Origin of the sequence: Defluviitalea raffinosedens, assembly GCF_016908775.1 — a bacterium.
GTDB lineage: Bacteria > Bacillota > Clostridia > Lachnospirales > Defluviitaleaceae > Defluviitalea > Defluviitalea raffinosedens.
The window spans coordinates 16,579-39,937 of sequence record NZ_JAFBEP010000026.1 but is presented as its reverse complement, the minus strand read 5'-3'; the positions used below and the strand labels follow the sequence as shown (position 1 = coordinate 39,937).

The following is a 23,359-nucleotide window of genomic DNA, read 5'->3' as shown; positions in this document are numbered from 1 at the left end:
GTAGAATCAAATTAGGGTGAAGAAAAATTAATATGAAATTCTAAGATATATTAAGCATTAGTGAGTTTTTGTCCAAAATAAGGGGGACAATACGATATGGACGAATGTACATCAATCCTAAGTTTTTTGTCACATAGGAAATCCCGGAGCATTTCCTATGTAATAAAGGCATAGAATATTTCTATGCCTTCTCGTAATTATGTATTTTTCCAGCGTTTTAGTTTAGGAAAAAACTCTCTCACCATACTTCTGGCTGCATCCTCGGTCATACCAGAATTCGCAGAAACTACATGGGGCACACAAAATTCAATCATTTCTTCCATTGAAATGTCTGCTTTAAATGTCCCGTTTTCATAACAGTACTTACAATAGTCATCATTCTTAGTTCCATCCGCATTTGTTCCAAACAAATCTTCCGTGTCTTCCATTGGCATACCACAAGATTGGCAGTATTTTTCTTTCATATTAAATTCCTCCTTATATGGTATATCTCAATTTCATATTCATAATAATCCACATAATATGACAACTGTATGTCATATTATAAATATTTGTTAAGAGATTTTTCCAACTTTACCTGGATAATTTTACGGATATGTACAGGCTCAATCACCTCAATACACTCTCCAAATGACATAATGTAGCCATACACCCATTCGTCCTCCGGAAAAACTGCGGTAACAATAAAATTACCATCTGACAGCATTTGAATATTCTCGGGATCAAATTCGTCATATACTCGATAAGCCATATCGGCTTCAATTTTTAACTTCAAACGAATCAAACTGTTATGATCTTTTTTTTCTGAAATTCCAGATGAAACCTTATAAGAAGTTCTTTCATTGAAATGCTGCTCTGTCAGAATCAAATTTTTGATCCTTGTTAACTTGAAAAATCGCATATCATGCCTTGAAAGACAAAATCCTTTAAGATACCAGGATTGATGCTTGAAAAACAGTTGAATTGGTTCAACTTCTCGCCTTGTTTTTTCTCCCTTTGTACTATAATAGTCAAAGACTACAACTGTTTTATTAAATATCGCTGTCTTTAGCTTGTGAAATATATCATCATGGCCACAACTCCAATCTGAAAAATCCACATCAATCCAATTGACCAGCTTTTTATTAAAAACAGTAGATAATTTGCTTAAAGCCTGGCTTGTTTCCCGAGGATGAATCGCTCCTAATGCTTGTAGCGCAAAAAGTATATCTTCCTGTTCCTGTTCAGTCAAAAAAGTTTTATCCAGAGTAAATCCGGGAAGCAAACTGATACCTCCACCTTTACCTTTCTCCATATATACTGGAACACCAGCAATGCTAAGCGCATCAATATCTCTGTAAATCGTTCTTCGAGATACATTAAAACGCTCTGCCAGCTCTTTTGCCGTTACCCTCTCTTTACTCAATAATATATATACAATTTCAAGAAGTCGATTCATTTGCATTTGCTCCACCACCTACGTTGATTATTACATATATGATATGACAGCATTATGTCATATTACAATCATTTCTTATAACAGAATTTTGCTTTAACCGGCAATCATCAAACTAATATTTCCCGGAAATAATTAAATTAAATTTCTTTTGCATAAAAAATACACTTATGAAATAAATCTGATCCAAAAGATTTATTCACAAGTGCATACCAATACTCTATAAATTGCTGACAGTTAAATGTCTCTAAAGTTTAATAAATTAATCATCGAAATCTTTTTCCAGATTAACAACGATTTCTCTGCGTACGCCAACCAATGAGGCAAGTTTCTCCTGTGTCATGTTATATCTGGCCCGATATTCATGTATTTTCGTAAGTAAGGCCATATCATCATCCCCTCAATTCTTTTAGTTCCAACACCGCAAGAGCTATAGTAAAGCAAAACAGTAAAACAACATAGCAGGCTGCCAGAACCACATTACTTGCTATAAACGAAAGTAATAGTAAATGCAATGCAAGAGCAATCCGATGCCTTTCTGAACTATTCAGCTTCCCTAAGACGTTCAACAATAGAATGCTTAGAAACAACACAGTACACCATCAATGGCACAACAAAACCAAACATTGCAAAAATCGGTGCAAGCGATAAAATGGGTAAGAGTGTAAAACGATATGTAAAGAACCAAAACATGCTTTCCAGTACATCAGAAAGTAACGGTCCCGTAACCACACTGAGCAACAAAGACATTGCCACTGAACCTAACGTATAGTACAGCCCCTCCCAAATCAACATTGTTTTAAGTTGCTTGCCAGTCATCCCAATGGACTGTAGCATTGCAAACTCACGACGACGGCTTATAATCCCTGTCAAAATCACATTGAGAAAATTGAGTATACCTACAAGTCCAATGATAAAACTCAACACACCACCCAATAGAAGGTACATATTTCGAAAAGAATTGAATTCAGCTGCATAAGTGGCTTTACTCTCATAGTTCAACTGAGGCATCTGTTCCTTAGTCAAGTGAGATAAAAAAGACTCCATATCGTCGATCTTCTCTTCGCTGACATCGTAAGAATAATACATGATGCTGTTAGTACCGCTGTCCTGAATAAATATCTGGTCATTCATAATGAACTCATCCACACTACTATAGCGATATGTAAGAGAATAGGGTATAGCGACCAATGCCACTACTTCGTAATCCATATCCCGATAAATTTTTGCCCGGCACTGATAAGGTTGATCATCAAGAATATTAGCAGGGTCGAGAATCTCGCCTGTATTCGGATCATAATATTCGTATTCATCTATATATCTCAGAGTAACTGTATCACCCAACTTTGCCCAGTGAGAATCCACCCAGAGATTGCCATAGTCATCTTCGGAATACACAGCTGCAACATAACGTCCCCCGGGTTCATAAAGCTTGGATAAGTCACCTTCCAGCAGTCGAAGCTTGTCAAGGACATAGCATTCCATCCCGTAAAGCTGTACTTGTCCAGCCAGTAAACCATCTTTGTTTTTTTCTGACATGGCTATGAGACGATCCAGTGTTTCTTGATCATTCCATCTACCGTGTAGTGTTCGATAATAGTCCTCGGTGATAAATTCCTCAACCGGACTGACTTTACCGTATACACGCCCTCCAGTTTCAATACCTGGTTGGGAGGCGATAGTGGAGATCACTTCTTCGGGAAGTGCCTGGTCTCCTCCCCAAAATTTTCCTACGTGAAAATAATCTGCATCAGCTACTATAAAATCAGTAACCACTCTATCGGATAAATATTTATCCATATCAAAACCATTAGTAAAAGTCACAGTCATATTAAGCAAAAGAACAGCCAGTGAAAGGGAGACTACTGTTATAGCAGTCTTACTGTAACTCCTGCTTAAATTCGCCCACGCCATCCTGGGTAGGGATGCGCCTGCCTGTGCCTTACGCATCTTCTTATTATATCCTGTCCCCTCACTATAACGAACTGCCTCTATAGGAGATACCTTAGCTGCCATACGACCAGGTCTTCGACAGGAAATTAATACTGTAATCAAAGAAAATATCGCCGAGCCAATAAAAATCACTGGATCTGCCGACACCACATCCTGTACTACTCCATTAAGACGACTAAGTATTACAGGGGTCAGTTTGATACCTATCCCATAACCAATTAAAATTCCAAAAGGAATGCCTATCATAGACAACACTAATGCCTGATGGAGAATTATACGACTGAGCTGCCTTCCCGTCGTTCCAATAGTCTTTAATAATCCATAAAAGCGAATATCTTTTGAAACGGAGATCTGGAAAATGTTATAGATAATAAGATACCCCGTAAAGATAATGATGAACAGAAGAATGATCATCGCTATCACAACCACTGGATCAATATTGTTAATAAACTGTGTGCCAGTGTAACCCCAATTGACTCCAGTTGAAATATAGTTATCTCCTAAGGAACGGTTTTCATTTTGATAACCGTGATTTGCCAGTATTTTATTGAGATCTTCTTCAATATGCAGTGAACTGTCCAACATAACATCCATATTCCATGAACCGGTCATGCCGTCCTTACCAATACCACTGCCAATACCCACCTGTTCAAATATGGCCTGTGCACGACTGTGAGGAATAAGGACATGATTGGCAACAGTTGCCTCATCATATTCCCACCAACCACTCAAAACAAAAGTTTCTGTTATTTTTGTTCCATCCACATCAAAGGTAATAGTAAACTCATTCCCCAAAGTCGGCTCGACACCCAGCAATTCCAATACCCGCGTGTCAGTAGCGGCTTCACTAGTACCCTCCTCAGGTAAACGACCTTCTACAGGGTCACAATATGTCCAATGGGCATGAATTGCATCACTGTATCCAATTTCCACTTGGGATTTATTAAACGGTACATCATAGGCCATGCCTACAATACGACGCAGTCCATATTGTTTTATAAGAGAATCATTTTTTATCTCATCAAACTGCTCATAGGTCAAATACTTAAATGATCCATGAGACCAACCTCCTACCCTTCGAAAGTTAGCCTGTTGGATAGAATGATTTATGGATAGCATCACCGTAAACAATGAAGTAAACAATATGGTGGTTAAGGCAATGGCAAATATAGCAATAAGATTTCTGGTTTTCGTCGCTTTCATACTTTTTATACTCAGTTGTTGAATGCATTTTTTATTCGCTACATTCATATCCATACCTCCTTATCGAGCAACAATCAAGCCGTCCTCGATACGGACAATACGATCGGCCATCTGTGCAATCTCTTCGTTGTGAGTGATCATTACAATGGTTTGAGTAAATCTCTCACTTGTAATTTTTAATAAACCAAGCACATCCTGGCTTGTTTTAGAATCCAAATTCCCAGTGGGTTCATCTGCTAATATAATTGCGGGCTTAGTGGCCAAAGCCCGGGCAATGGCAACACGCTGCTGCTGTCCCCCCGAAAGATTATTGGGCAAATACTGTAGTTTGGACCTAAGCCCCAATGTATCGATAATATTTTCCACATAAGGAGTATCTGGGGAGTTTCCGTCCAGCTGAATAGGTAATACAATATTTTCATAAACGTTAAGTACAGGGACCAAATTATAATTTTGAAATACAAATCCGATCTTGCGACGGCGAAAAATTGTCAATTCTTCATCCTTCAACGAAAAAATATCCTTTCCATCCACATAAACTTTTCCACTGGTAGGACGGTCCAGACCACCCAGCATATGCAGAAGTGTGCTCTTACCACTTCCTGATGTACCAACAACAGCCACAAATTCTCCTTTTTCTACCTGAAGATCTACACCTGCCAGGGCATGAACTGTATTTTCTCCAAAACCATATATCTTTTTTAAATCTTTCGCTTCTAAAATGGTCATCATAGAACCTCCTTAAATAAAGTCTGTTTGTAACTCTTCAAACAGACTTTATCATACATTTCTTTCTGAAATCTTTCAGGCAGGTAAGTAATTCTAACAGTTTTGAAAGAATTTAATCTTCTCTGGGCAAAAACATAGAAAATACAGAACCTCTACCTAATGATGAAGTAACTTTTATGTATCCACCCTGCTCAGATAAAATCTGGCGCGTAAGATACAAACCAATCCCTACACCATCTTGTTCGCTAACAGAAGGTGAGCGATAAAAGCGCGAAAACACTTTTGCCTGTTCTTCTTCGGAAATTCCTATACCAGTATCAGCTACATCAATGCGGCAAAACAGATTGTATTCTTTGACAGAGATCTGTATCCTTCCTCCTGGTGGAGTGTATTTTATGGCATTGTCCACTAAATTGCATAAAGCTTCCTGGGTCCATTTATAATCAAAGATTGCATAAGCCTCCGTAGGTTCTATGATCAACTGAAGCCCTTTTTGAGTCACTTTGGGTAAGAATTGCTCCACTGTATCCTCCAGCATAGGAGTAATAGCAGTATAAACTGGACGAAGTGTGAAAACTCCCGTTTCCAGACGTGATAGTTTTACCAAGGAAGCAATTAAAAAGTTTAACTTCTCTGCTTGTCCTCGTAATGCCATCACACAATCCATACTTTGTTGAGGGAGTTCCTGTTCCTCCAGCAGTTGTGCATAGAGAAGAATATTGGCAATAGGAGTTTTGGTTTGATGAGAAATATCTGCGATCAGTTCCTTAATTTTTTCCTTCTCAACGGCTAAATTACGCGCTGATACCTCGGAAGCAGTCAGATATCGGTACAATCTGTTCTCCACTGCCGATAATAAACTTTCATCAAAATTTTGCTCTGTAAAGCTTCCATCCAATACACTATCCAGCATTTGGTTAAGGGTTTCTAACATTTTTTTGATTTTATAACGCTCAAACAGGACAACCACTGTGCACAGCAAAATAACTAGCAAAATAATAACAACAAAAATTACGTTACATTCATTCATCCTGTTTCATCACCCATACATACCCCAAACCATAAACGGTTTTAATATACTGCCCTGCATCCAGCTTGTCCCTCAGACGCTTAACTGCAACTGAAAGTGCGTTTTCATCCACATACGCAGAACCATCTCCCCAAATACGGTCTATTAAAACCGCACGACTTAAGGTTGCACCTCTATTTTCTACCAGCAGGCGGAGGAGTTTTTGCTCTGTTTTACTTAATTCCACAGCAGCATCTGCCTTATAAAATTCCATATGTTCAAAATCAAATCTATAGTGATCAATAACCATGTTCTTTTTCTCATTTACAGAGATGCGGCGCAATTGGTTCTTTACTCTTGCACGCAGGATTTCCAGACTGAAAGGTTTTGTGATATAATCATCAGCACCCTGTTCCAATCCCATAACCTCATCCCTCTCCGTATCGTTGGCAGTTAAAAGAATTACCGGAATCAATTGGTCCCCATTTTTTATTTCACGAAGCAATTCAAGTCCATTACCGTCTGGAAGGTTAATATCAAGCAAAACCAAATCCGTCATGCCGCAAGCCAATTGCTTCCGGGCAGACTTTAAATCAAAACAAGGAACAATTTAAAGATCCTGATTCTTTAAGGCAAGACATAAGCCCCGACTAAGATTGCGGTCATCCTCAACAATTAATACTTGCTTCATGTATCCACCCCTTACATCTATTCTATTCATTGATCAAAGCTTATCCACACAATATGGTTTATTACATCATTGGTTCTATATGTTCCTGAATAAACTGAATTCTGTCAAACACAGCCGGTTTAAAAGTGGATGTCACGGTTACAATGAATTCCTTAACAGGATTTATATATATCACATTTCCTCCATCCCCTATAGCTGCAAATATATTATTTTGGGGATCAATTATCCACCATAAATAGCCATAATTCATAAATCCAAATCTCTCACCGCATTGAACAGACGAAGAAGTCATCTCTTTAATCCAGTTAGCAGAAATAATCCTCTGATTCTGATACACTCCTTTTTCCAAGCACATCTGTCCAATTTTCGCCATTTCCAGAGAAGACATACATAACCCAAATCCAGCAGTAACATTTCCGTTAGATTCACAAAACCAAACACTTTTTTTCGGTTCTTTAGAAGTTATAAAGTCAATATACTCCTCTTTATTTTTTACTGTGTAAGCTATCCGAGGTTTAATCCCAAGGGGAGAAAAAAGCACGGCATTGGCAAATTCTATGGTGCTTATACCGCTTACTTTGCTGATGAGATCACTTAAAACCTGTATCCCAAGAGTCGTATACTTAAATTCTCCTGTAATGCCTCTTCTTCCGCCCATCAAATCCAGAACAGTCTTAGACCAGTCAGGACTTGAGCAAACCTTTGTCCATGGTTCTGACTTGAACTTATAAGGAGCAGTCATCGTCAGCAAATGCCTGATTGTAATTTGCTGAATTGTTTTTTCTCCACGTTTCATCTGATAGTCAGGATAGAATTCCAATATCTTTTGGTCCAAATTCATCAGTTTCTTATCCACTGCAATACCAATTAAAAGAGAAATAATACTCTTTGTAACCGATGCAATGTGAAAATGATCCTGCCCATCAAAGCCATTCCATGTGTCAGAGTATACCACCTTACCTTTCTTCATAGTCGTAATCTGACAAATATTCTTGTGATTCTCTGACACAAAATTATGTAACAGCTTATAATCCATCATTTATCACTACCTTTTTCATAAATGAAGAATTGGCCAATCCTTACTTTCAGATATCTGTATGTATAAACTATACGATTATAAAATAATATTCAAGAAAAATTTTTTAAATATTGAAAAAGCCATAAAGTTCAAAATAACTTTATGGCTTTAATTACATTCTTATTTTACCGAGCTGATGACTTATTGATGCTTATTTGATTCTAAATTTCGTAACTTGATCGAGAAGTTCATTTGCCACATCTTTTAACTGACCAGAAGACTGAGCAATGGTTTCCATTGAAGCCAATTGTTCTTCTGAGGTCGCTGAGATTTCCTGCATACCGGCTGATGTTTGTTCTGCGACAGAGGAAATATTTTCCGCATTACTCGTTACTGCTTCAATCTGATTATAAATCTGTTCTAAGGCTATGGAAATGTCATGAGAAATTTGCGCAAGCCCAGCGATGGAATCAAAAATCTTATCAAAACTTTCTTTGGTATCTTCTGCTGAATATTCCATGGCAAGGACGCTTTCTTTAACCTGATTCATATTCTGAACTGCTTCATTCACTCTGTCATTGATATCATTAACAATATTTTCAATTCTTTTAGTAGCATTGCCGGATTGCTCTGCCAGTTTACGAATCTCTTCAGCAACCACAGCGAAACCCCGTCCTGCTTCTCCCGCACGGGCTGCTTCTATGGAAGCATTTAACGCCAGGAGGTTGGTCTGCCCTGCTATATTGTTGATTTCTCCAATGATATTACGGATCTCATCAGCCATTGTTGCCAGCTGATGTATGGATTGGCCAACAGCATATGTAAACTGATTGTTTTCTTCGATTTTTTGACCTTGATGCATAAGAGCCTCCTGGCCTTTTTTAGCAAGCTCAAGAGATGTTTTTGCCTGATCTGCTGCAACTTTAGTTTTCTTCGTAGATTCTGAGATGATTTCAGTAACTTTAATAGTCGCATCCGTTGTCTCTTGAATCATTGACGCTTGCTCACTGTTGCCCTGGGCCATCTCATTAATCGTAGTCACGACTTGAGTTAAGCTCTGAGTAGCCTCTTCACTGGTTAGGGATAACTGCAAAGAATGAGAAGCTACCGTTGAAGCAACGGTTTGAATACTGCCTACAAGCCTTCTTAAATTCGTAATCATTGACTTAAGACTATTAAAGACCTGACCAATTTCATCTTTTGAGTTGAATTTAACTTCAAAATCTTTTAAATCCCCGTCTGCAATAGTTTGGATGATAGAAGATAATTCAACCAGAGGCGCAGTAAACCTCTTGGAAAAATAAAGCCCCAATAATCCAACAATAACAGCTACAGCAACAATCAAAATAACAGCTACGTTCAGGAGATTAAAAGCAGAAGACATTGCAACTGAAAAAGGAGTTTCTACAACAATTAACCATCCTGAAAGTTCATTTAATGCATGGCTGACGATAACATCCTCACCTTGAATGTTTTTGGTTCGCAATGTCGTATTATTTCCAGAAAGGCCTGCCTGTACAAATTCTAAAGCACTAAAATCTTCTTAATTCTCCACATATTCAATATTAGGATGAGCTATTACAATCCCTTGTCTGGAAAGCACATAAACCTTCGTACCATCCTGTGAAAGTCTTGCAACAAAATCACTGATTTTAGAAAGCTCGGTACTAGCCTGTAAAGCTCCTACGATCTTATTATTCCTATCACGGGCGGGTGTAGAGATCACAACATTTGATTTACCGGTAACTTTTGAGATGAGAATATCAGATACATACTTTTCATTTCCATTCATAGCCTGCTGAAAAAATTCTCGTTCCAATACGTTGGTAAAGGCATCATCATTACTTTTAGCCACTTGCTCTCCTTGAGCATTATCCAAAGCAATAACAAGGTCTGAATTGACATTAGCTGCGCCTACCAGTATATTTTTTGCAGAGTTCAAATCAAAATCGCCAACAGCTGGCTGATTAGCAACCATATGCAGGGTATTGAAGTTCTTTTCAAGCATACCATTAATTTCTGCTTTAACAACTTCCAACTTATCCTGGCTTGACTGATAAATATCATTTTTGGAAATTGAAATAGATAGTGACATGGATATCACTGAAAAGATTAATATTGGAATCAGACTGGTAGTTAAAAGTATCGAGAATAGCCGCGTTCTAAGTTTCAAAATATCTCCTCCTGAATTTTATTGTTTATGTATATTTGATCAGTTCTACGCGCGATTAGACTTAAAAATAACTTATGTAATAGAGGATATATTCCCATTACATAAAATGGCATAAAAAAAAAGCCGCTTTTAGCGACAAGACAGATCAGTACCAGAATGTTCGGTAACCTGGCAGCCATCAGCAAAATCTGGAAGGCCCATAGCTTTGCGCCCTTAGCTTTCACTAAGTTTGCCTTTATCGCAATATATCTAATTCAATTTTAACCGGTATGTGATATCACTATGTAGATTTTACGACATTAATCGACAAATTTCAATATAATTTATTAATTATTAATATATAAATTTTCTATATCTTAAAACGACCTACCAATGTTCTCAATTCTTCAGCCATACTTGCCAATGCATGAGCAGATGACGTAACTTCCTGTACTGTTGCCAGCTGTTCTTCTGATGCACAGGCAATTTCAGTTGTGCTCTGAGAATTTGCTTTTGCTAATTCTGCTATCTTTTCTATGGACTGATTGACTTGTTCTACATTTGCTGACAGTTCTTCCGTAATGGTCGATAGATCCTGTGCTTGTCCACTGACGTTTTCAATAGACTTCAAAATCTTTTCAAAAGAATTTCCTGCCTCTTCCGCTAACCCTAATCCATTTTTGGCAACAGCATTAGCACCTTTTGCCATGTTTGAGGCCTTTATAATACCTTCCTGAATGATTTTTATGATTCCATAAATCTGATTTGCAGAATTCCTGGATTGATCTGCCAATTTGCGAACTTTCTCAGCTACTACCGCAAAACCTTTTCCATGTTCACCAGCTCTTGCAGCTTCTATCGCTGCATTAAGCGCTAAAAGGTTGGTCTGTTCAGCGATCCCAGCAATCACATCAATAATTTCTCCAATTTCATCGGAATGATTTCTCAAATTCGTCATCACTTGTATCGTGTCACTTGTTGCATCGTGCATGTTTCTTACTTCTCCAACTACTTTTTGAATGTATTCATTTCCATCATGGGCCTGGACCATAGTTTCATTGGCTGCTTCCGCGACCGTACTGATTGAATCTGCAATATGTTGAATACCACCCGTAATCTCAGCAATAGCTCCAGCACTTTCTTCTGTATTTTTACTTTGGACTTCTGCTGTCTTAGCTACTTCCTGAATTGACGTCGTAACTTGATTGGTTACAGAAGCTGTTTGCTCTGAACTTGCCAACAGCTCTTCCGATGATACAGCTACCTGCTGCGATGTATAATTCACCTGACCAAGCATTGTCCGCAAAGTCCCAAGCATTTTGTTAAATGCCGCTGCCATATCTCCTATTTCATCCTTTGATTTCACATGAATCTCTTTGGTTAAGTCTCCTTCTCCTTCCGCAATATCTTTTAATTGAGCATTCATTTCTTTTATTGGACGGACAATTGAACGAGTAAGCACCATAGTAGCAATCATAGCAAGAATGCTGGTAAAAATAATTGTAACAAGAAGGGATAATAATACTGAAATAATCGTATTTTTAACAGCTTGGATCGGACAACCTACTAACCACATACCAATGTTATTACCATTCTCATCTTTTACTGGTTGATACATCGTTAAGTACGGATTTCCTGAAATATCTGCTTCACCTACATAGATTTCCCCGCTCCCAAGTACAGCTTCTGCAATAGAGTTATCTGCATCAGCCCCAATTTTTCTTACTCCATCTACAACGATATTAGTAGCCACAGTGTAATTCTTAAGAAATATATTAACAATTCCACCCGTTATTTCTCCAATTTCTTCAAAGATTTCATTGTTATCATTAATCTTTACATTTCCTTTGTAGAGTTCACCTTCTTTAACATTCCATGCTCCTGGATACCTTTCATTGAGTATGCTCATTCCCAGATTAGATTGAATTGCAACATCATCTCTGTATATCTCAATCATGGTTTCTTCAATCTTATATTTTGAAATGAAGAATACAACCATAGTAAGATAAACAATTACACCAATCATTAAAAGGTTGAATTTTGTTCTCATTTTCATTTTTTCTAGTCTCATCTAAATGTCTCCTTTTTGTGTATTTTGTAGTTTGGTGTCGAAAATGCTTAATTAGCTTAGCATAATTTCATTAAATATGCAAAACTTCTTGCAAATTTTTTTGCTCAATAACATCAAAATGTTTATTGTTATGCGTTTGCCTGTATTACCAAAGTGCAACAGTCCCTTTATTCATTTTTCCTCATAATAGAATTGAATGGCACAATAAAACGCACCTTTGTAGGAGCAAGTCTGTCTCGTTGCTGCAAGCACGATCAAACAGACAATCCTCAAAGGAGCGCTTTATAATAAACTCTTATAATCCATTAAATCTTTACTTCGACAGTAACCGAATACCAATCTTTATTAAAGTATGTTTCAGCATATTCTATGATCTTTCCAGATTCACCATATGTGGTTCTCTTTACAAAGAAAGTATCTGTACCTTTCCTCAGATTCATCAATTTGGCAATATGGCTGTCATTAACTGCTTTCACTGAATAGTTTTCAGTTGCACCAACCGGAAAAATATTATATTCAGCCAGTGTTTTATAAAAAGACTTGCTTTCGCAAATTTTCTGAGCCTGTTCAAGATTAAGCATATTACTGTCCATAAAAGAGCTTTGATAAGCAACTGGCTCATTATTAACCATTCTGATTCTTCTGACACAAATAATGGAGCGCTCAGGGGGTATTTCCAACTTTTCTGCAATATTCTCATTTACAATTTCTTCAATCTTATCCACTTGCATATCGATCTTATAACCTTGCTGCAATAATTCATCACTGAAACTGATCGAAGTTAATTTGCGATTGATACGCTCTTTGGCAACAAAGGTTCCTACACCTTGAACACCTATCAGATAATTTTCATTAATTAAATCATTAAACGCTTTCCTGACTGTAATAGAAGACACATTATATTTTTTCTTAAGGACAGATTCACTATCAACTTTATCACCTGGCTTCAACTCACCTGACTTAATGGCATTTATAATATCCGTTTTTATTTGCAGATACTTTGGTACTTTATATTCCATAATGATAAGCCCCCTAATATATTAATATAGAAACCAGTCAATATTATAACATACCATTTAAGACATACAAGTATTGCCACATTTCCTATTCAGGAAACTTTGCAACCGCTGTCTTTGTGGTTTCTATAGCCCGATTTGCCAGTTCTTCAATCGATAATTCACTGCCTTCAATCATACTTAACTCTATAAATGCCATCGTATTCAGCCCAGCTACTGTATAATACTGTCCTGGCTTATTCACACATAATTCCGCTGCTACTCGAAATGGTGACGCCCCCAGCAAATCACATGCAAATAATACCTCATCAGTCTCATTAAAACTTTTTAACAAATCTTCAACCTTACCTTTAAAAGAAGCCAAATCATCTTCCTTAGTTAAATCAATGAAATACATCAATTCTGAAAGTCCTACAATCATTTCCAGATTCTGTTTTACTCCTTTAGCATATCCACCATGCCCCATTACTACAACTCTTTTCATGTGAACAATCATACCTTTCTGCAAGTTGCAAATTTTAACTACATTGTTTTACTGCTGTTTCAATTTTTAGCCTTATTGTATAACATGCTTAAGCATTAAATGACAGAGACTTTAATTCAATATGATCATTAAAGTCTCTATCTCGTAAAATCTATCATCTTTATACATGCTCAACTTACTATATTACGCATAAAATCCTGTCGCATATCCGATAAAAGTAAGCACACATGCAATTACAAAAATTAATCCCATCAATTTAAGTGGAGACCACTTTTTCTTTGAATACAGATAGTAAACCACTAAAGTTAAGAGCAATGGCAAAATGTGAGGAAAGATAGAATTAACAACTTTATCCGCATCGAATATAACCTGATTTTCTAATATCTGGCCTGTTGTTGCATCATATACGTCTCTGATGATCTGAATTGGTAATTGAAGCGTAACGAATGACGCTGTTAATGCACCAACAACAATTAATCCCAGTACTGTCATGGTATCTGTCAAATAATTCAGTTTACCAGTTGACATAAATGTCGACATTCCTTCAATACCGGATTTATAACCCAACTTAAACAAATACCAGCTTAGTAAAAAAGTTCCTATCGGATAAACCAGCATATATAATACAGGACCTAACCAACCAGTTGCTTGTGATGCCTGAGAAATTGACAGACAAATTGTTAAAAGAATAGGAATAAAGGTTGCAACCCATAAGGAATCCCCAATGGCAGAAGTCGGACCTATTAATGCTACTTTTACACTACTGATTAAATCAGGAGTACATGCTCCATTAGCATTCGCTTCTTCCAATCCGCAAACAATGCCATTACAAATAGATCCAACTTGTGCTTCTGTATTGAATAAAGTGATATGCCTTTTTAAAGCCTCTGCTTTTTCTTCTTTCGTATCGTATAATTCGTCAATAACCGGTGCCATAGATTGTCCAAAAGCCAATCCTAACATACTTTCTGCCTGCTGCGAACATCCATTCCAGAAAAACCAGTTTAAGAATGATTTTTTAAGTGTCTTCTGACTAATCTTTTTCATTATTGCACTTCTCCCCTCTTAGCTTCTAAGCTTGTAATAGAAACATAATATAAAATAGCGATAATAATTGCTAAGACGGCAACTGCCATTGTACTCAGGTTAAAATAAGTTACCAAGATAAATCCTGCAAGGAAAATTACGATATGATATTTTTTCTTAAATAAGAAAGAAATAATGATTCCCATTCCCAATGAAGCCATCATACCACCAAAGACACCCAAAGTGGTTGTAACCCAACCAGGAATTAAGGATGCAAAGTCGCCTTGCGCAGAAGCAGCAGTCATAGAAGTCAGTACGATGATTGCAGGAATAAAGCGGCATGCAAAACCAATTAACTGTCCTAAAACAAGATTAGGAATAAACATCTTCCTGGTTTCGCCTGCTTCGGCATATTTCTGAGCCACACGGTTCAATGGAAGATTCAGTGCATAGGAAATATTCCACATGATTTGTCCTACTAATCCCCCAATTCCAGCAAAAACAACCGCCAGACCAATAATCTGTGCAGTATCTAATCCTCTTCCAAATACCAGCGCACCCGCTGTGCCAATATAGGTCGCGTAGGATAAGTCCCATGCAACTGCACCGCCAGGAGTTACATTACCCATATACATGATTTGAAGCGAAATACCGATCAATACAGCAGTCTGAACATCTCCCATAATAAGACCTACAACAAATGCAGCAACCAAAGGCCTTCCTAAGGTGTACCAGCCAATGGTATTCCCAACAATTGAACCGATTGAACCTAAATACACAAATAAGGCAATAAGAATGATTTGATAGATTTGCATAAATCTTCCCCTTCTCTAATTAATAGATTTTTTGAATGATTCCCAACTGGTTTTTGTAGTTGTAGGCAATTGCTGAAAACATACTTCCTTACCTTTTGCAACGATGTCATCTATGATGGCCACGTCACGGTCACTTAAATAAAAAATTCCTGTTGCACCACTAACTTTATGAATTGTATCCGAACGTTTTGCAATATTCCCCAAAATAACCAACTCAGCCTGTTGTACTACTTCATCTTTTAATTGCTCTAACTTCTCAGGAAATTTAACAATTACCAAACGATTTACAGTACTTTCCTGGCTCAGGATCTTTTTAGCTTCTTCAGTGGTTACAATATGAGTCTTATAAGTTGGAGGTACCCCCATAGTCATAATAGATTTCAACATCGGATTTTTCGCACTTTCATCATCAATCGCAATAATTTCCTTGATTGAAAGTGTGGGACACCATGCAACAATGGTTTGTCCATGAATTAATCTGTCATCTACCCTTACATAAGTCTTTGCCATTTTACCACTCCTCTTACTTTAATCGCTTATAAAATCAAAGCATTTTCAATATAACTTCATGATGTCAAAAATTTAGTCCACAGTTACGTTTTCGATACATTTTCTGATAAATCCTTTGTTTTCAATAATTCTTCTTTGCGCCTCCTCTCTTGGAACACCTGTCAGAATCATAACAATTGCTTCCTTGATAGAAAAATCTGTTTCCTCTAACGTTTTTGCTGCTGTATCCAGATCACATCCGGTACTTTCCATGACAATGCGTTTCGCACGTTCTACCAGTTTAAGGTTTGTTGGCTTCATATCCACCATTAGATTGCCATAAACCTTCCCTATTCCTACCATAGATGCTGTTGAAATCATATTTAAGATAAGTTTCTGGCACGTACCAGCCTTTAGACGAGTGGATCCGGTCAATATTTCTGGTCCGGCATCTACTTCAATAGCAACATCAGCATATTGTGCCAAAAGCGAATTTTTGTTACATGCGATACCAACGCATTTTGCCCCCACTTTTTTAGCATGTTTTAATGCGCCAATGACATAAGGGGTCCTTCCTGATGCTGCGATTCCAACAACCACATCATTTTCTCCCAGATTGACTGCATCCAGGTCTTTTGCTGCCAGTTCCTCAGAATCTTCAGCTCCTTCTACTGCCTTTACAAAAGCTTTTTCTCCACCCGCAATAATCCCAATGACTTCATCTGTTGTAGAGAATGTGGGAACGCATTCAACGGCATCCAATATCCCCAACCTGCCGCTTGTCCCTGCACCAATGTAAATCAGTCTTCCATTCTTGTTGAGTGCATCAATCACCAACTGAACACATTTTTCAATTTGAGGCAATGCTTCTTTCACCGCATCAATTACTTTTTGGTCTTCTTCATTCATGATGCGAAGCAGCTCCATAGCAGACATAGTATCTAAATTCAATGTTCTCGGATTACGGCTTTCTGTTTTTAAATGGTCTATTCTTATCTCATTCATAGCAATCACCATAATTTATTTTCTATCAGGCTGGCATACATATAGGCTGCTGTAAAACCAGTATTATTGGATTCAATTTGGCGGACTTTTCCTATGGTTGGATAGTACTCAGTGTATGGGAAGTTATTCACTTTTCCGCAGAATACGGAGTATTCCCTTAATGCAGAAAACCATTGCTCCACTTCATCCGGCTCCAATTTAAAGTAAGCCTGCGGAATAAAACCAACCAAGTCCTCAAAATTTTCTCCATAAAGCAGTCGGATAGAACTTCCTTTCTCGCGTAATCGTTTTACTGCGGTAGTCACTGCATCATGGGTGTTGATGTGTCTTGGATGCATTGAACCACGCCAATGGGTAATGACTAAATCAACTTTCTCGTCTAAGAAATACTGTTCCATTCTTGCCGCGAATTCCTCTAAAGAAGGCATATTGCTGGAAACATATCCTAACCAAATATAATCTCCATTTAATTTCTCAGCCGCGCGTTTGTTTTGATTGAATAGTTCTTCTAAATAAGCTCTCTTTTCCTCTTCTGTTGCATTAGGATCTTCCAGGCGTCCCTGGGTAACATGGACATAGGTGCAGTGGGCTCCTTCTTTTGCATATTTCAGCATAATGGGACCGCCCATAATCTCCGCGTCCAGCGAATGTGCTCCAACACTTACAACCCGTTTAATTTGACTCATTATTGATGTCCTCCTTAGATCGTTTTTTGATAATCTACAAAGGTTCTGAATACCTTAACCCCATGTCTTTCATAAAATCTTCTGCCCGGTTCATCAGTAGACAGGAAAAACAAATGGTATATCCCCCGTTTCGCCATTTCAAACTGCATAAGATCAAACAAAATGCCGCCTATACCATAATTTCTGGCTTCTGCTTTTACTCCGATCGGCCCAAAACGCATTGGATTGCCATCAATCATTCTCATGCAAAATCCTACTATTTTCTGTTCTGCATTGAGTACCAGCAAAATGCAATCTTCAGCTATATTGTTCTGCATTGAAATCAACGCGTTTCTTTTCCAGCCGCCGCCAAATTCATCTTTTAAGAACTCCAGAAGCTCCAGAGCATATTTGTATTCAAAATTGATAAAAGAAAATCCCGCTTCCTGTGCTTTTGCCATCTTGTCCAAAGTTCCCTGACTGATTTGATAACCATGTAAATCTTTACACATGGAGTAGCTTTCTTTCCCAGCTTTATAACCCATTTTTTCAAAAAATTTGATTGCATCACTGTAATTGTCTTTATCTACACCTGGGAAAAAATAATTTGGGCTGTAGGCTGCCAGTGTTACAGTCTCAACCCCCAATGATTTTAGTTTTTCTTCTGCACGCTGAACTAAAGCTGTTCCGATTCCTTTTCGCCTGTAGGCCTGATCCACAAACATGACATTAATCCAGCCTCTTGTAGGTTCCAATCCTCTTTCAAGATATGGAAACTTTCTTTTGGTCGAAAGCAGGAATCCAACGACCTGATCATTTTCTGTTGCTACATAGCAGAGTTCCGGATCAAAATTTTCATCAAACAATGCTTGTTTTCTGAATTTCTGAACAGTAATCGGATCAGCAGTCAATGTCTTATTCCATAAATCAACGACTTCTTTTTCGTACTTTTGACTATAATTTAGTATTTGCATAGTATCCCCTTCCTTTATGCAAGACTTTAATTGATGCATTGATTGTTATGTTAACGTATTAATATGTTAACATATTAACCTTAACTGAGTTCAGTATAACATACCATTTGTAATTAATCAATAGCATTTTTAGGAATAATATATATATTCATCATTAAACTCTTTATTTTTTTGTATATTTTATTTTGTCCAAATATCCTGTTCATATTATTTGCTATCAAAAATGTCTAAAAAGATAAAATACGTGACCCATTAGTATTTACCTGTGCAACAAAAAAGAAGTGCCTCCTCTTTCAGGCACTCCTTTATTTTACATATTTATTTGATCACTTTTTCCGTAAGCTTCATTTGATTTCTTTCTAAACATTTATTTTTAAACAGAGACTAGGAATCGCAACATCACTTACACTAGAGAAGGGATACGAAAATGTATGAGTCAGCCCTGGTTGGAGCCATATGTCAAAGTTATTGATGAAAATCATGGGTACGTTGAAGTATATATTGATAAAAGTGAGCTTGCCTATGTTTCTGGTTTTTTTCTTCAGTTAGGTACAAATGCAAAAGTAATCAAGCCACAAGAAGTAATAGACTTTATCTGTAAGCAACTGCAAGATACTATAACGCATTACTCTTCATAAATAGAATTATTTTTTTCATTGACAAGCAAATCTATATCAGATATAATAACGTCCAATAGCAAAGGCGCTGAGGGTAAAAACCCACAGCGCCTTTTATGTTCTATTTCGCTAAGAAAAGCCTGGAGTGTCTTAAGAGACATATCTCATCTTTTCCTAAGCGTAGCCATTTGAATATGACAATACATATTGCACACAAAGGCGTGTGTTTTATCATATGCATCCTGGGATGCTCATGGTAAAATACACGCCTTTTATTTTATATTTTTTAAATATAGGAGGAATAATTTATGAGTACTATAATAATCATCGATACCCTTTGGGTATTATTTGCAGCTGTACTGGTATTCTTTATGAATCTTGGTTTCGCTGCAGTCGAATCTGGTTTCGCCAGATCAAAAAATACAGTTAACATTCTATCGAAAAACTTTATCGTTTTCGCTGTATCATCTATAGGTTTCATGCTCCTTGGCTGGGGACTGATGTTCGGTGGAGCCAACCCGATTATCGGTACAGAACACCTGTTTATCTTAGGGAAATCCAATGATTTTTACAATGATACGCTTACATCTTATGTACCCTTCTGGGGGAAATTTTTCTTCCAGTTGGTATTCTGCGGTACTGCAGCAACCATCGTATCAGGAGCAGTTGCCGAGCGCGTTAAATATCTCTCATTCATCGTATTTTCTTTCGTACTGACTATTTTCATTTACCCAATTGTTGGTCATTGGATCTGGGGCGGTGGATGGTTAGCTAATCTTGGTTTCATGGATTTCGCCGGTGACACTGTCGTTCACTCCGTTGGTGGTTGGGCAGCTCTGGCTGGTGCTATGATCTTGGGCCCCCGTCACGGAAAATATGATAAAGATGGAAAGCCACAGGCAATCCCAGGACACAATATGTCTTTAGCTGTTATCGGACTTTTCATTTTGTGGCTTGGATGGTTCGGATTCAATCCCGGATCCACCATGAGTTTTCAAAATCCTGCAAATGTTATGCACATCCTTGTAACCACCAATACCGCAGCCGTTGCAGCTGTACTTACAGCTACCGCTACTTCATGGATCTTCATTGGCAAACCGGATCTTGGAATGACCATCAACGGCTGCCTGGCAGGTCTTGTTGGGATCACTGGCAGCTGTGCTTATGTAAGTGTTGGCAGTTCAATGATCATCGGTGCTATCGCTGGCGTGATTGTTGTGTTCGCTGTACTGTTCTTTGACCGAACAAAAGTTGACGACCCTGTTGGTGCTACCTCAGTTCACTTAGTATGTGGTGTTTTCGGTACAATTTGCATTGGACTTTTTGCTCAGGAAGGCGTAACTAGTCTTTCTACAGTTAATGGTTTATTCTTCGGCGGCGGTTTCGCACTACTTGGTGTAGAGATTCTTGGTATCTTAGCTGTTGGTGTATTTGTATTCATCTCATCTGCTCTAATCTGGCTTATTCTTCAAAAGACCATGGGAATCCGCGTTACTCTTGAAGAGGAAATCATGGGGCTTGATATCGGTGAACATGGACACACTGCTTATCCTGATTTTGCAATCGTAGCTCCTATTATGGATTCTGCTAATGAATATGGTGACACATTCCCAACATTAAGCCCGGTTGAAATTAATAGACCTTCCAGTGCAGTATCACCGGATGTGGCTGTACCAGTAGTGAACAAAGCACGTTCAGGTGCTAAGATGACAAAGGTTACTATTATCACTAATCAGGAAAAACTGGCAAAACTTCAGTCTTCTCTTGACAAAATCGGTATTACAGGACTTACAGTTGCAAATGTTCTTGGTTATGGTATGCAGAAAGGACATACTGAATACTTCCGTGGTGCTCCCGTGAAAACAAGGCTTCTTCCTAAAGTTCAGGTAGACATCGTTGTGTGTAAAATCCCTACTGAAGCAGTGGTTGATACAGTAAAAAAAGCTCTGTATACAGGTAATATGGGCGACGGTAAGATCTTCATTTACGATGTTGAGAATGTTATCAAAATCAGAACCGGTGAAGAAGGATATGACGCCCTTCAGGATGAAGAAGATGAATTATCCGCTGTATCTGTACAATAACTATCAATCCAAAAAATAGGGACTTGATTAATGTTCAAGTCCCTAGATTCAAATAACTATCAAAAGCAAATGCCCTTGTTCAGCATCTACTGTAATGAACAAGGACAGTTCAATCTGTAAATTTCCACTAAATTATTTTAAGAAATTTCTTATAGTGAATGCAAACTTCTTTAATCGAAAAAGCTTTTTGCAGATATAATGATTTTCGTATCAGGATCACTGTAAACTCAAATGCAGAGAATGTTTCTCTATGATCTACAGCATTCCCCAAAATAAGTTGATATGAGCGGTAAAGAAATAAAGTAGCAATCCTATGATGATCACCTTAATGATTTGCTTTGAAGACCGATATAAAACAAAAGCACATTGATGGCAGATCTAAAAGGTGATGTGCTATATATAGAGATTAATACCCCAAGGAAAATCCAAATCCCCATGCGAGAAAAGAATATGGTAAAGTAGTGCTATTCTAATCATTTTTAAAATCCCTGACATGCCCTGTGATTCATTCAAAACTTTATCTATCCGACTACACTCATCTTCTCTTGTTATATGAATGGATTTTGAAAAGCAAATGAATCTAACCCCATACTTTCCCATCTTTTTATGACGCCCTTCATTTGCTCTCCTCTCTTTAATACAAAAGGTTTAATTCCTATGTAAAAAATAATAGAATGAATTACTCTTTGCAAAATATATTTTTTATGCATGACTACATCCTTGTAAATCTTATGCGCTGCTCTTTTGGTTTTTCTAATCATTTTTTCAGACAGCCTGCTTCCATATGGCTGTGTAACAGGATAAGCCTTTGATATGAATGCCCCTGAATAAAGGCATAATTTTTTCAATATTTTTAGACTGTCTTTGTGGCCATAATTCTCACCTGTCGTAATACAAATAGCATATTTGTTAGTCAGTAATTGCTCTAAAACAAAATGTCCCCTATCAATTAAAATCTTTCCCTGGCCTGTTATATTACTGGCATAGGTTGGTGAACCAAATATGATGATATCTGCTCCGCCAATTAATACAGATAAGCTTTCTCCATCATCATCTATATGGCACTTCCCAGTCTTATAGCAGCTATAGCATCCCAGGCAAGGAGCTATTATATAATCCCCTATGTTGCAAAAATCAACATGGACCTCCTTATACTTCTTTAATTCTTCCTCCACTACGTGAAGAAGGGACGCAGTAAGTCCATTATTGCGAGGACTTAGATTTAGAATCACAACTTTCATTGATCTCACTCACATTCTATAAAATAAACATTTGTATACTTTCCATTTTAAAATATAATATAGGTTAAGCTGAGTCAATAAATTTGAAGCAAACGCTACTATTTTATACATTTTGTGTCATTTGAGGAGGTATATGAATGAATCTGACTCAAAATCCTGTTGCTATGAGATCGAAAAAAGCTATCCTAAAAGCTTTACTTAAACTTATGAAGGAAATGCCATATGAAGAGATTACCGTAAAGCAAATATTATTGGAATCCAAGCTGACAAGAAAAACTTTCTATCGAAACTTTGACAATAAAAAAGATGTTTTAGATTCATATATAGATTCAATTATTTTTGAGTATCTCAGTGAAGTTCTCAGAAATAATGCTTGTAAAAATAGTCATTTTTTATTTGAAATTATTGTAAGTTTTCTTGAGCAATACAAAGAAGTTGTATCTATTCTTTGGCAGAATGGACTTGAACACCTACTGCTCAATCAATTAAATACCCACATTCTTAGTAATCATCGTATGCATCGGGAGTCTAGTACAGATTCTGTTCTTTCTGGAGAAATGTCAGATTACCTGTGCGTGTTTAATATAGGTGGTATTTGGAACATTGTTAATATGTGGATACGCACAGGTATGAAAGAACCTATGGAAGACATTATTAAAACAATAGAAATGTAGTTTACCAG

22 protein-coding genes, 1 pseudogene and 1 riboswitch are annotated in these 23,359 nt (G+C 37.4%); of the genes and pseudogenes, 3 read left to right on the top strand and 20 right to left on the bottom strand.

Annotated features, from left to right (window positions below):
• Positions 1-197 precede the first annotated feature (197 nt).
• From JOD07_RS13945 to JOD07_RS13860, 19 genes and pseudogenes are all read right to left on the bottom strand, one after another.
• Positions 198-464, bottom strand: coding sequence for a zinc ribbon domain-containing protein (locus JOD07_RS13945; RefSeq protein ID WP_158739952.1), 267 nt, complete (start codon positions 462-464; stop codon positions 198-200).
• Positions 465-541: 77 nt separating this feature from the next.
• Positions 542-1,444 carry a helix-turn-helix transcriptional regulator gene (locus tag JOD07_RS13940; protein WP_158739951.1) on the bottom strand — a complete coding sequence of 301 codons (903 nt, stop codon included), beginning with the start codon at positions 1,442-1,444 and terminating at the stop codon, positions 542-544.
• Between the two features lie 253 nt (positions 1,445-1,697).
• Positions 1,698-1,823: a hypothetical protein gene (locus tag JOD07_RS13935; protein WP_330576538.1), complete on the bottom strand. Its 126-nt coding sequence runs from the start codon at positions 1,821-1,823 to the stop codon at positions 1,698-1,700.
• 155 nt (positions 1,824-1,978) lie between these two features.
• On the bottom strand, positions 1,979-4,210 hold the full coding sequence (locus tag JOD07_RS13930) for an ABC transporter permease (RefSeq protein ID WP_330636336.1): 2,232 nt from the start codon (positions 4,208-4,210) through the stop codon (positions 1,979-1,981).
• A gap of 441 nt (positions 4,211-4,651) precedes the next feature.
• On the bottom strand, positions 4,652-5,320 hold the full coding sequence (locus JOD07_RS13925; protein ID WP_204614384.1) for an ABC transporter ATP-binding protein: 669 nt from the start codon (positions 5,318-5,320) through the stop codon (positions 4,652-4,654).
• A 112-nt stretch (positions 5,321-5,432) separates the two neighbouring features.
• Positions 5,433-6,350, bottom strand: coding sequence for a sensor histidine kinase (locus JOD07_RS13920; protein ID WP_158739949.1), 918 nt, complete (start codon positions 6,348-6,350; stop codon positions 5,433-5,435).
• A pseudogene (locus JOD07_RS13915) lies at positions 6,343-7,020 on the bottom strand (response regulator transcription factor). Before JOD07_RS13915 ends, JOD07_RS13920 begins: the two are co-directional and overlap by 8 nt.
• Before the next feature lie 61 nt (positions 7,021-7,081).
• Complete coding sequence (locus tag JOD07_RS13910) at positions 7,082-7,990, bottom strand: serine hydrolase domain-containing protein (protein ID WP_243144565.1); 909 nt, start codon at positions 7,988-7,990, stop codon at positions 7,082-7,084.
• A gap of 259 nt (positions 7,991-8,249) precedes the next feature.
• Complete coding sequence (locus JOD07_RS15535; protein ID WP_243429341.1) at positions 8,250-9,524, bottom strand: methyl-accepting chemotaxis protein; 1,275 nt, start codon at positions 9,522-9,524, stop codon at positions 8,250-8,252.
• 57 nt (positions 9,525-9,581) lie between these two features.
• Positions 9,582-10,211 carry a cache domain-containing protein gene (locus JOD07_RS15530; protein ID WP_243429340.1) on the bottom strand — a complete coding sequence of 210 codons (630 nt, stop codon included), beginning with the start codon at positions 10,209-10,211 and terminating at the stop codon, positions 9,582-9,584.
• A gap of 159 nt (positions 10,212-10,370) precedes the next feature.
• Positions 10,371-10,455, bottom strand: a riboswitch (cyclic di-GMP riboswitch).
• 105 nt (positions 10,456-10,560) lie between these two features.
• A complete protein-coding gene (locus tag JOD07_RS13900; protein ID WP_204614382.1) occupies positions 10,561-12,261 on the bottom strand; it encodes a methyl-accepting chemotaxis protein in 1,701 nt (566 codons plus the stop codon).
• Between the two features lie 305 nt (positions 12,262-12,566).
• Positions 12,567-13,280 carry a GntR family transcriptional regulator gene (locus JOD07_RS13895; RefSeq protein WP_158739945.1) on the bottom strand — a complete coding sequence of 238 codons (714 nt, stop codon included), beginning with the start codon at positions 13,278-13,280 and terminating at the stop codon, positions 12,567-12,569.
• Between the two features lie 85 nt (positions 13,281-13,365).
• Positions 13,366-13,761 (bottom strand): PTS sugar transporter subunit IIA, encoded by a 396-nt coding sequence (locus tag JOD07_RS13890; protein ID WP_158740106.1) that lies wholly within the window; start codon positions 13,759-13,761, stop codon positions 13,366-13,368.
• Between the two features lie 183 nt (positions 13,762-13,944).
• Positions 13,945-14,808: a PTS system mannose/fructose/sorbose family transporter subunit IID gene (locus JOD07_RS13885; protein WP_207756982.1), complete on the bottom strand. Its 864-nt coding sequence runs from the start codon at positions 14,806-14,808 to the stop codon at positions 13,945-13,947.
• Positions 14,808-15,602 (bottom strand): PTS mannose/fructose/sorbose/N-acetylgalactosamine transporter subunit IIC, encoded by a 795-nt coding sequence (locus tag JOD07_RS13880; protein ID WP_158739944.1) that lies wholly within the window; start codon positions 15,600-15,602, stop codon positions 14,808-14,810. Before JOD07_RS13880 ends, JOD07_RS13885 begins: the two co-directional genes overlap by 1 nt.
• Positions 15,603-15,617: 15 nt before the next feature.
• Entirely contained in the window at positions 15,618-16,112 is a 495-nt protein-coding gene (locus JOD07_RS13875; protein WP_158739943.1) for a PTS sugar transporter subunit IIB, read from the bottom strand.
• Between the two features lie 72 nt (positions 16,113-16,184).
• Positions 16,185-17,096 carry an N-acetylmuramic acid 6-phosphate etherase gene (gene murQ / locus JOD07_RS13870; RefSeq protein WP_158739942.1) on the bottom strand — a complete coding sequence of 304 codons (912 nt, stop codon included), beginning with the start codon at positions 17,094-17,096 and terminating at the stop codon, positions 16,185-16,187.
• A gap of 5 nt (positions 17,097-17,101) precedes the next feature.
• The gene (locus JOD07_RS13865) at positions 17,102-17,782 is read right to left on the bottom strand and encodes a PIG-L deacetylase family protein (protein ID WP_158739941.1); all 681 of its coding nucleotides are present in this window, start codon (positions 17,780-17,782) and stop codon (positions 17,102-17,104) included.
• A 14-nt stretch (positions 17,783-17,796) separates the two neighbouring features.
• Complete coding sequence (locus tag JOD07_RS13860; RefSeq protein ID WP_204614381.1) at positions 17,797-18,735, bottom strand: GNAT family N-acetyltransferase; 939 nt, start codon at positions 18,733-18,735, stop codon at positions 17,797-17,799.
• Positions 18,736-19,166: 431 nt separating this feature from the next.
• Between JOD07_RS13860 and JOD07_RS13855 the strand changes: the two genes are divergently transcribed.
• Positions 19,167-19,373 carry a WYL domain-containing protein gene (locus tag JOD07_RS13855; RefSeq protein WP_204614378.1) on the top strand — a complete coding sequence of 69 codons (207 nt, stop codon included), beginning with the start codon at positions 19,167-19,169 and terminating at the stop codon, positions 19,371-19,373.
• Positions 19,374-19,660: 287 nt separating this feature from the next.
• Positions 19,661-21,436: an ammonium transporter gene (locus JOD07_RS13850; RefSeq protein WP_204614375.1), complete on the top strand. Its 1,776-nt coding sequence runs from the start codon at positions 19,661-19,663 to the stop codon at positions 21,434-21,436.
• Positions 21,437-21,984: 548 nt separating this feature from the next.
• Here JOD07_RS13850 and JOD07_RS13845 read toward each other — a convergent pair.
• Positions 21,985-22,677, bottom strand: coding sequence for a flavodoxin family protein (locus tag JOD07_RS13845; protein ID WP_204614373.1), 693 nt, complete (start codon positions 22,675-22,677; stop codon positions 21,985-21,987).
• 137 nt (positions 22,678-22,814) lie between these two features.
• Here JOD07_RS13845 and JOD07_RS13840 point away from each other — a divergent pair, with 137 nt between their 5' ends.
• Complete coding sequence (locus tag JOD07_RS13840; RefSeq protein WP_204614371.1) at positions 22,815-23,351, top strand: TetR/AcrR family transcriptional regulator; 537 nt, start codon at positions 22,815-22,817, stop codon at positions 23,349-23,351.
• The last annotated feature ends 8 nt before the right edge of the window (positions 23,352-23,359 follow it).

What these genes read in the sequence shown, in the direction of transcription:
- JOD07_RS13940 (WP_158739951.1), bottom strand. Translation starts at nt 1,444, where the DNA reads ATGCAAATGAATCGACTTCTTGAAATTGTATATATATTATTGAGTAAA.
- JOD07_RS13845 (WP_204614373.1), bottom strand. Translation starts at nt 22,677, where the DNA reads ATGAAAGTTGTGATTCTAAATCTAAGTCCTCGCAATAATGGACTTACT.
- JOD07_RS13840 (WP_204614371.1), top strand. Translation starts at nt 22,815, where the DNA reads ATGAATCTGACTCAAAATCCTGTTGCTATGAGATCGAAAAAAGCTATC.
- JOD07_RS13945 (WP_158739952.1), bottom strand. Translation starts at nt 464, where the DNA reads ATGAAAGAAAAATACTGCCAATCTTGTGGTATGCCAATGGAAGACACG.
- JOD07_RS13860 (WP_204614381.1), bottom strand. Translation starts at nt 18,735, where the DNA reads ATGCAAATACTAAATTATAGTCAAAAGTACGAAAAAGAAGTCGTTGAT.
- JOD07_RS13865 (WP_158739941.1), bottom strand. Translation starts at nt 17,782, where the DNA reads ATGAGTCAAATTAAACGGGTTGTAAGTGTTGGAGCACATTCGCTGGAC.
- JOD07_RS13880 (WP_158739944.1), bottom strand. Translation starts at nt 15,602, where the DNA reads ATGCAAATCTATCAAATCATTCTTATTGCCTTATTTGTGTATTTAGGT.
- JOD07_RS13850 (WP_204614375.1), top strand. Translation starts at nt 19,661, where the DNA reads ATGAGTACTATAATAATCATCGATACCCTTTGGGTATTATTTGCAGCT.
- JOD07_RS13875 (WP_158739943.1), bottom strand. Translation starts at nt 16,112, where the DNA reads ATGGCAAAGACTTATGTAAGGGTAGATGACAGATTAATTCATGGACAA.
- JOD07_RS13925 (WP_204614384.1), bottom strand. Translation starts at nt 5,320, where the DNA reads ATGACCATTTTAGAAGCGAAAGATTTAAAAAAGATATATGGTTTTGGA.
- JOD07_RS13900 (WP_204614382.1), bottom strand. Translation starts at nt 12,261, where the DNA reads ATGAGACTAGAAAAAATGAAAATGAGAACAAAATTCAACCTTTTAATG.
- murQ (WP_158739942.1), bottom strand. Translation starts at nt 17,096, where the DNA reads ATGAATGAGATAAGAATAGACCATTTAAAAACAGAAAGCCGTAATCCG.
- JOD07_RS13910 (WP_243144565.1), bottom strand. Translation starts at nt 7,990, where the DNA reads ATGAAGAAAGGTAAGGTGGTATACTCTGACACATGGAATGGCTTTGAT.
- JOD07_RS13935 (WP_330576538.1), bottom strand. Translation starts at nt 1,823, where the DNA reads ATGGCCTTACTTACGAAAATACATGAATATCGGGCCAGATATAACATG.
- JOD07_RS13885 (WP_207756982.1), bottom strand. Translation starts at nt 14,808, where the DNA reads ATGAAAAAGATTAGTCAGAAGACACTTAAAAAATCATTCTTAAACTGG.
- JOD07_RS13895 (WP_158739945.1), bottom strand. Translation starts at nt 13,280, where the DNA reads ATGGAATATAAAGTACCAAAGTATCTGCAAATAAAAACGGATATTATA.
- JOD07_RS13920 (WP_158739949.1), bottom strand. Translation starts at nt 6,350, where the DNA reads ATGAATGAATGTAACGTAATTTTTGTTGTTATTATTTTGCTAGTTATT.
- JOD07_RS13855 (WP_204614378.1), top strand. Translation starts at nt 19,167, where the DNA reads ATGAGTCAGCCCTGGTTGGAGCCATATGTCAAAGTTATTGATGAAAAT.
- JOD07_RS13890 (WP_158740106.1), bottom strand. Translation starts at nt 13,761, where the DNA reads ATGAAAAGAGTTGTAGTAATGGGGCATGGTGGATATGCTAAAGGAGTA.